9 protein-coding genes and 1 pseudogene are annotated in these 4420 nt (G+C 64.1%); 5 read left to right on the forward strand and 5 right to left on the reverse strand.

Features of this window, described 5'->3' with window-relative positions:
* The 4 genes from P1X14_RS21650 to P1X14_RS21665 all read left to right on the forward strand — a co-directional run.
* On the forward strand, window positions 1–745 hold a 745-nt coding region (locus tag P1X14_RS21650), incomplete at its 5' end, for a tyrosine-type recombinase/integrase (RefSeq protein WP_277317500.1).
* Between the two features lie 108 nt (window positions 746–853).
* The gene (locus tag P1X14_RS21655) at window positions 854–1054 is read left to right on the forward strand and encodes a hypothetical protein (protein WP_277317501.1); all 201 of its coding nucleotides are present in this window, start codon (window positions 854–856) and stop codon (window positions 1052–1054) included.
* 33 nt (window positions 1055–1087) lie between these two features.
* Window positions 1088–2035 carry an acetyl-CoA carboxylase carboxyltransferase subunit alpha gene (locus P1X14_RS21660; protein WP_277317502.1) on the forward strand — a complete coding sequence of 316 codons (948 nt, stop codon included), beginning with the start codon at window positions 1088–1090 and terminating at the stop codon, window positions 2033–2035.
* A gap of 35 nt (window positions 2036–2070) precedes the next feature.
* Window positions 2071–2400: an SMR family transporter gene (locus tag P1X14_RS21665; protein ID WP_277317503.1), complete on the forward strand. Its 330-nt coding sequence runs from the start codon at window positions 2071–2073 to the stop codon at window positions 2398–2400.
* A gap of 143 nt (window positions 2401–2543) precedes the next feature.
* Here the strand turns inward: P1X14_RS21665 and P1X14_RS21670 are convergent, their stop codons facing one another.
* The 4 genes from P1X14_RS21670 to P1X14_RS21685 all read right to left on the reverse strand — a co-directional run bounded on the left by P1X14_RS21670 (window position 2544) and on the right by P1X14_RS21685 (window position 3710).
* Window positions 2544–2705 (reverse strand): Flp family type IVb pilin, encoded by a 162-nt coding sequence (locus tag P1X14_RS21670; protein WP_277317504.1) that lies wholly within the window; start codon window positions 2703–2705, stop codon window positions 2544–2546.
* Between the two features lie 192 nt (window positions 2706–2897).
* A complete protein-coding gene (locus P1X14_RS21675; RefSeq protein ID WP_277317505.1) occupies window positions 2898–3062 on the reverse strand; it encodes a Flp family type IVb pilin in 165 nt (54 codons plus the stop codon).
* Window positions 3063–3213: 151 nt separating this feature from the next.
* Entirely contained in the window at window positions 3214–3381 is a 168-nt protein-coding gene (locus P1X14_RS21680; RefSeq protein ID WP_169554003.1) for a Flp family type IVb pilin, read from the reverse strand.
* Between the two features lie 146 nt (window positions 3382–3527).
* Entirely contained in the window at window positions 3528–3710 is a 183-nt protein-coding gene (locus P1X14_RS21685; RefSeq protein WP_277317506.1) for a Flp family type IVb pilin, read from the reverse strand.
* Window positions 3711–3786: 76 nt separating this feature from the next.
* Here P1X14_RS21685 and P1X14_RS21690 point away from each other — a divergent pair, with 76 nt between their 5' ends.
* Window positions 3787–4191, forward strand: a complete 405-nt coding sequence (locus P1X14_RS21690; RefSeq protein ID WP_277317507.1) for a (deoxy)nucleoside triphosphate pyrophosphohydrolase — start codon at window positions 3787–3789, stop codon at window positions 4189–4191.
* Here the strand turns inward: P1X14_RS21690 and P1X14_RS21695 are convergent.
* Window positions 4188–4420: pseudogene (locus tag P1X14_RS21695) on the reverse strand (SAM-dependent methyltransferase); the annotation flags it as partial. The gene P1X14_RS21690 and the pseudogene P1X14_RS21695 sit on opposite strands and share 4 nt — an antisense overlap.

Here is a 4420-nt window from a genome sequence, read left to right on the forward strand (position 1 = left end):
GGTGGCGCGCAAATCGGCGGCGCTCAGGCGCTTCTTCGCCTTTCTCGCCGACGAGGGGCTGCGCGAAGGCGATCCGGGCGCGGCGCTGCCCCGGCCGGGTTCGGCGCGCGGCCTGCCCAAGATCCTGAGCACCGGCGATGTCGACAAATTGTTCGAAGCGGTGGCGGCGCGGATCGCGCGCGTTCCGGCCGATCCGCTCGACCTGCGGCTCTCGGCGCTGATCGAATTGCTCTACGGATCGGGGCTGCGCGCGACCGAGCTGGTTTCGCTACCCCGCAACGCGATCCATCCCGACCGGCCCTATCTGATCCTGAAGGGGAAGGGCGGGCGCGAGCGGCTGGTGCCGATCAGCGACCGGGCACGGGCAGCGGTGGCGCTGTGGCGCGAGCATGTCGATTCGGGGCGGCCCTGGCTGTTCCCCTCGGGCAAGGCGCATCTTTCGCGGGTGCGGCTCTATCAGATGCTGAAGGCGCTGGCGGCCGCGGCGGGCATCCCGCCGGACCGGGTCAGCCCGCACGTGCTGCGCCATGCTTTTGCGACCCACCTGCTTGAAGGCGGGGCGGATTTGCGCGCGCTGCAATCGATGCTGGGCCATGCCGACATCGCCACGACCGAGATTTATACCCATGTCGACAGCCGCCGTCTGGTCGATCTGGTGAACCAGCGGCATCCTTTGGGTGAGGCTTTGGGCGGTAAATCCTCCCCCGGCGCGGGAGGTGGCAGGCGCAGCCTGACGGAGGGGTAGTCTCCGCAAGCGAAACGGTCTGCTCGTGGAGACTACCCCACCAGCTTCGCTGGTCACCCTGCGGGGGAGGATTTGGGTGGGAACCAGTTCATGCTATCTGGCATGGCGATGGCGTACAGAATCGCTGATCTCACCCTGCACATCGTGCTGACGATCGTGACCGTGCTGGCTTGGCAGTGGTTCGGAATTGCCGGTTTGCTGGTAGCGATTGCGGGCGGCTTTACCCTCGGCCTGACATCGGCCGTTGTGCGCGGGTGGTGGAGGCGCCGGCGGAACGCTTTGGGAGCCATGGACGCAGGCCCGCGTTGACGCGAAGCCCCGCCGCGCTTACCGGACCGACCAATGGCTAGCTTTCTCGACTTCGAAAAGCCGATCGCCGAGCTTCAGGCCCGGATCGACGAACTGCGCGAAACCGCCGAGGGCGGCGACCACGATCTCGAAGCCGAGATCGCGCCGCTTCAGGCCAAGTCCGACAAATTCCTGCGCGAGGCTTATGCCAAGCTGACGCCGTGGCAGAAGACGCAGGTCGCCCGTCATCCCGAGCGGCCGCACTTCAATCACTATGTCTCGGCGCTGATCGAGGATTTCACTCCGCTGGGCGGCGACCGTGCCTTTGCCGACGATCAGGCGATCATCGGCGGCCTCGGCCGGTTCCGCGGACGCCGCGTGATGGTGATCGGCCATGAGAAGGGCGACGATACCGCCAGCCGGCTCAAGCATAATTTCGGCATGGGCAAGCCCGAGGGCTATCGCAAGGCGATCCGCCTGATGCAGCTGGCCGACCGGTTCGGCATTCCGGTGATCACGCTGGTCGATACGTCGGGTGCGTTCCCGGGCATTCAGGCCGAGGAGCGCGGCCAGGCCGAAGCGATCGCACGTTCGACCGAGCAGTGCCTCAACCTTGGCGTGCCTTTGGTCGCCGCGGTGCTGGGCGAGGGCGGTTCGGGCGGCGCGGTGGCGCTGGCGGCAGGCAACAGCGTGCTGATGATGGAGCATGCGGTCTATTCGGTGATCTCGCCCGAAGGCTGCGCCTCGATCCTGTGGCGCACCGCCGACAAGGCTGCCGATGCGGCCGAGGCGATGAAGGTGACCGCGCAGCATCTGAAGGAGCTGGGCGTGATCGACACGATCGTGCCCGAGCCGCTGGGCGGCGCGCACCGTGACGCCGACGCGGCGATCGCCGCGCTGGGCGATGCGATCGCGGCCGCACTGACGGGTCTCGACGGGCTGGCGCCGGAGAATCTGCGTCAGATGCGGCGCGCGAAGTTCCTGGCGATGGGCCGGATCTGACGCGCGGCGGGCGCTATCAGGCCGGAGCGCGAAGCATGAACTATCTTTTCCTGGCGATTGCGATCGTTGCCGAGGTGATCGGCACATCGTTCATGAAATTGTCCGACGGCTTCACCAGGCCGGTGCCGAGCATCGTCACCGTGGCCGCCTATCTGATCGCCTTCTATTTCCTGTCGCTCACGCTGAAGACGATCCCAACGGGCATCGCCTATGCGATCTGGTCGGGCGTGGGGATCGTGCTGATCGCGACGGTCGCCTGGGTGTTCCAGGGGCAGCGGTTGGACCTGCCTGCGATGATCGGCATGGCGCTGATCATTGCGGGCGTGGCGGTGATGAACCTGTTCTCGAGTGCTGCGGCGCACTGAGTAAAGGCGGCGAGAAAAGGCGGCACGGCCGAAACCGCACCGCCTTCCCGATTCGCCACTTGTCCCATCACGGCAAATCGTTCCCCGGCAAAGGCCGGGGCCTGGTTTCGGCGAAGACGCCGAATCGCTTCGATCTGTAGGTCTCAGCTGGCCTTCATGTTGGATGCGACGTTGCCGAAGGTGGTGTTGAGCTGATTGCCCAGACCCTGCATCGCGGCGATGGCGGCGACGGCGATGAGCGCTGCGATCAGACCATATTCGATCGCGGTCGCGCCCTTGCTGTTCTTGATAAGCTTGCGGAACATGTGATCCCTCCCGTTCTGCGAGCCGGTTGGCTCGATCCATGTTTGCCGCCTGGGATAATTACGAAAGTGTAACGGTGAGGGCGAAGGCCGCGTTTACTCTCATTTCGTTTTCGCAACGAAATCCGGTCCAACGACAAAGGGCGGCGAAACCGAAGCTGCGCCGCCCTTTCGTTTTCCGGTTCGCGTCGGTCGTTACGATGCCTTCATGTTCGACGAGACATTGCCGAAAGTCTTCTTGAGCTGGTTGCCCAGGCCCTGCATCGCGGCGATGGCGGCGACGGCGATCAGCGCGGCGATCAGGCCATATTCGATTGCGGTGGCCGCACGTGTTTCGCGCAGGCGCTTCAGGAAATTCATCACGGTCCGATCCCCCAGACATAAAGTTGATCTAAAGCAATAGCTTGCAGATCGATCTTAAGGGGATGTGGTTGATAAAAAGTTGACGCGAAAAGGGCGGCGAAACCAATGGTTTCGCCGCCCGATCCGGAATTCAGTGTCGTATGAAAGCTTACGAAGCCTTCATGTTCGACGAGACGTTGCCGAAGGTCTTGTTGAGCTGGTTGCCCAGGCCCTGCATCGCGGCAATCGCGGCGACGGCGATGAGAGCGGCGATCAGGCCATACTCGATCGCGGTGGCGCCCTTGGAATTCTTCAGGAAGTTGCGAATCTTGGTCATAACGGTCTCCACGTTCAAAAGTGTCTTCATTCACCCGACCGCTTCGGAAAACCGTTGCGGCATGTTTGAACCTAGAGAGGGGAAGTAAAGAAACCTCTAAATCGGAAAGTTACACGGTCGTAACCATCATTCCCGATTTCCGGACCCTAGTTGGTCGCCTGCACCTTGGTGCTGACATTGTTCCACAGGGTGGTGGTGGTGCCGGCGAGCTCGCGCAGGGTGGCGATCATGGCGATGACGATAAGCGCAAGGATGAAGCCATATTCGACCGCAGTCGCCGCGCGGCGATCGCGGAACAGCTTACCAACAAGACGCACAATCGCTCGCATCGGAGCAGGAACTCCCCCAAAGGTCCCTGAAAGGTAGAGAAAGAGCATTAACGAAGTGTCTAGTGATCGTTCCGTTATGGTTCCGAATCCCCTGCTTGTCGTAGCGGCAGCTCTGGTCGACGCAGACGGTCGCGTGCTGGTGCAGCAGCGGCCGCCGGGCAAGCCGATGGCGGGTCTGTGGGAGTTTCCGGGCGGCAAGATCGAGCCGGGCGAGCGGCCCGAAGCGGCGCTGATCCGTGAGCTGCACGAGGAGCTGGGGATCGATGTCGAGGCGGCATGCCTGGCGCCCGCGACCTTCGCCAGCGAACCGCTGGGCGACCGTCATCTGCTGTTGCTGCTCTATGCGCTCAGGAAGTGGAAGGGTGTGCCCGAGGCGCGGCACGCGACTGCGCTGAAATGGGTGAAGCCGCTGGAACTGCACCGGCTGGACATGCCGCCGGCGGACAAGCCGCTGATCGGGCTGCTGGAGGCGTTGCTCTAGCTTTCGTCCTTCGGCGCGATGCCTTTCAGCGCCGCCGCCAGCGACGTCGTGCCGCTGCCCCGGCGGGCGGGCTTGGGCTGCGAGGCGTCGGGCGCCCAGCCGGTCAGATAGACGATCTCGAATCGCTCGGGCGTACGGCCGTCCGCATCGGCGCGCTCGGCGAAATTCGCGGCGGCCTGCATCAGCGTGGCGCGGCTGAGCGGCGCGGCGTTGGGCAACAGGCTGGTCG

The organism is Sphingomonas sp. AOB5, from assembly GCF_029433115.1.
Taxonomy (GTDB): domain Bacteria; phylum Pseudomonadota; class Alphaproteobacteria; order Sphingomonadales; family Sphingomonadaceae; genus Sphingomonas.